The sequence below is a fragment of the Actinacidiphila sp. bgisy144 genome (assembly GCF_057708105.1).
The window spans coordinates 1-3,278 of sequence record NZ_JBYIRM010000084.1; the positions used below are offsets into that span (position 1 = coordinate 1).

The 3,278-nt window shown below is 69.2% G+C and carries 2 protein-coding genes; one reads left to right on the plus strand and one right to left on the minus strand.

Features of this window, described 5'->3' with window-relative positions; genetic code table 11:
* Positions 1-1,022: glycoside hydrolase family 10 protein (locus AC3EVP_RS36745; protein ID WP_435138097.1), on the minus strand; the 1,022-nt coding region annotated here is incomplete at its 3' end.
* Positions 1,023-2,292: 1,270 nt separating this feature from the next.
* On the opposite strand from AC3EVP_RS36745, the gene AC3EVP_RS36750 reads away from it, so the two are divergent.
* The coding region (locus AC3EVP_RS36750) for an arabinofuranosidase catalytic domain-containing protein (RefSeq protein WP_435138100.1) at positions 2,293-3,278 on the plus strand (986 nt) is incomplete at its 3' end.

A 3,278-nucleotide genomic window follows, 5' to 3' on the forward strand; every position in this document is an offset into this window, starting at 1 on the left:
CCACCACCGCCGGACGAGGACCCGCCGAGGGCGGTCACCGTGGCGTCGTAGGCCGGTTTCGGCTGGAAGTCGCGGTCGTACATGGTCGCGGCGCCCCAGCCGGGGAAGGTGCCGTCGATCCAGGAGTGGCCGTCGTCCACCCCCCACTGCGAGATGCCGACACACCGTGCGACCGCGAGGCAGTCCTTGGTGACGTTGCCGTAGTCGGTGGCCTGCTGCTGGAGGTTCGCGGTGGAGGCCGGCAGCTGGATGCGGTCGTCGAGTTCGGTCACGGCGACGTCCAGGCCCAGGTTCGCGAAGCGCTGCATGTTCGCCTGGAAGTCGGAGGGAACCTGCCCGACGATGAAGTGGCTCTCGAATCCGATCCCGCCCAGGGGCACCCCCTGGGCGAGCAGGCTCTTGGCCAGGTTGTACATGGCGTTGCTCTTGGCGTTCTCCCCCTCGATGCCGTAGTCGTTGATGTAGAGCCGGGCGCTCGGATCGGCCGCGTGGGCGGTGCGCAGGGCCTCGGCGAAGTAGTTCTGGCCCATGGCCTGGTAGAACACGTCGTTGACGAAGGAGCCGTCGCCGTTGAACGGTTCGTTGACCACGTCCCAGGCGTAGATCTGCCCCTTGTAGTGGTTGACCTCGGTGGTGATGTGCGCGTCCATGGCACCTTGCACCTGGTTGGCCGGCAAGCTGCTGACCCAGGAGGGCAGTTGGGACTGCCAGACCAGGTTGTGGCCGCGGACGCGCATGCCGTGGGACTTCGCGTACGAGGCGATCTGGTCGCCGGGCCCGAAGTTGTACTGGCCGTTGGCCGGTTCCGTGGTGTCCCACTTCATCTCGTTGCCGGGGGTGAGCGCGTCGAACTGCGCGTTCGCGATGGCGGTCTCGTTGCCGTTGGAGAGGTCCGAGGCCGTCAGGGCAGTGCCGTAGTAGCGGCCCTGGGCGTCGGCGAGGGTGTGAAGTGACGTGGCTGCCTGGGCGGTTCCCGCGGTGCCCAGGGCGAGGAGTGGGGCACCTGCCGCGACGACGGCCATGCCGGTCACGAGGGAACGCAGCCGGGAGCACCGTAAACGGAGCAGGCGGAATTTCTGGGTCATGTGTCCTCCAGCAGTGGAATGGCAGCGACTACCTGCGAGGGACGCGCAACCGCCAGGAGGAGCGATCTCATGCGCGCGGCGTGGAGGAGCGGAGGGACACACCCGACGGGCAGGTCCCCGCCCCGCACGAACGATCCGATCCGGCAATCGGAAGGGGCCGACAAGGGCCGCGACGCATCAGACAAACAGAAGGAGCCGGTGGCGTCAATGACATGGAGCGCAATTGAGCCGGGGTGAGCCGGCCGGCCCGTCCCGAACACGCCATTGTGTGCGAAGGGTTGACAGTGGGTTCCGCGGAGGTGGATGCTCCCGCCGTCGGATTCGAGGCAGCCAGCTTCCGCGGACCGGCATCTGCGGTAGTTTTGTTAGCGCTCACACCCTTGGCCTCACCCCCCACGACCAGGAGACATGAGTGAACACCCGTAGAAGACGGCCCCATTGCGGGGCGAGATTCCCGGCCCGCGCGCCGGCCCGGCCGAAGACCGGCCCTGGACTTTCCGGCCCTTCGGCTCCTCGGCTCTTTCGGAGCGGACGCCGGCGGATTCCTCCCCGCATCCGTCCGTGGGCACGGCCGCACCGGCCATCCGTGGCCGCCGACCGGTGGCCACGGCGGTCGGCGGCTGCCGCCGACCCGGAGCGCACGTAGGCGCGGGCGGGGCGAAGCGTGCCCCGAGGAGGGCGTTCGCCTCGCGCGCGGCTGTTTCCGGGTGCGCCGTCGCGGGATCTGCCAACGACGGGCGCCCGACGCCCGGATGCCGCCGACACGGACGCGGCCCGCGGCATGGACCGGTCCCGGTCGTTTCGCCGGGGTGCCGACCCGCTCGGTTCGCCGTGTTCCGGCGCCCGCCGTTTCCTCGTCGGCGCAGGCTTTGGCGCAGGCTTTGGGAGTGGGCCGGTTTCGCGCGCGTGCTCTCCCCCGAAACGTCCGGGCCGCCGGGTCATCGCACATGCCGCGGGTCGGATCGTCTCCGCATTCCTGGAAGGAGTAGTTCGGCTTGCTGGGAGAAGGAAATATGTTAGCGATCACATTCGAAGAGGGAGTTCCATGGGAACCGCATCCGTGAAAGGTCTGCTCGGTCGCCTGCTCGACGCCGGCGGCGCGGTGCTCTCCGGTCCGCCGCAGCGCCCGTCGTCACGTAAGGCCGCCTTTCTGGCTCGGGTGGCGGCCGCGGCCGTACTCGTCGTCGGCGGGTTGGTCGGGGCCGGGATGTCGTCGGGGACGGCGCAGGCCGCCACGCCCGGGCCGTGCGACATCTACGCCAGCGGTGGCACGCCCTGCGTGGCGGCGCACAGCACGACCCGGGCGCTGTACTCCTCGTACAGCGGCTCGCTCTACCAGGTCAGGCGGGCTTCGGACAACGCGACCCAGGACATCGGCGTGCTCAGCGCCGGGGGGTACGCCAACGCCGCGGCGCAGGACTCCTTCTGCGCCGGCACCGCTTGCGTGATCACCGTGATCTACGACCAGTCCGGACGGGGCAACAACCTCACCCAGGCGCCCGCGGGTGGCGCGGCCGGCGGACCGGACAACCTCGCCGACGCCACCGCCGCTCCCACCACCGTCGCCGGTCACAAGGCGTACGGCGTCTTCGTGGCCCCCGGCACCGGCTACCGCGACAACCACACCAGCGGCATCGCCACCGGGGACAACCCCGAGGGCATGTACGCCGTCCTCGACGGCACCCACTACAACGGCGGCTGCTGCTTCGACTACGGCAACGCCGAGACCGACAGCAACGACGACGGCAACGGCACCATGGAGGCCATCTACTTCGGCAACATCAAGGTCTGGGGCTACGGCTCGGGCAACGGACCCTGGATCATGGCCGACCTGGAGAACGGCCTCTTCTCCGGCGTCAACCAGCACCTCAACTCCGGTGACCCCACCATCAACTACCGCTACACCACCGCGATCATCAAGGGCGGCCCGAACCACTGGGCCATCCGCGGCGGCAACGCGCAGTCCGGCAGCCTGTCCACCTTCTACGACGGCGTGCGCCCCAACGTCTCCGGCTACAACCCGATGAAGAAGCAGGGCGCCATCATCCTCGGCACCGGCGGCGACAACAGCAAGGGCGCCCAGGGCACCTTCTACGAAGGCGTCATGACCAGCGGCTACCCGTCCGACGCCACCGAGAACAGCGTCCAGGCCAACATCACCGCGCAGGGCTACGGCAACGGCGGAGGGAGCAC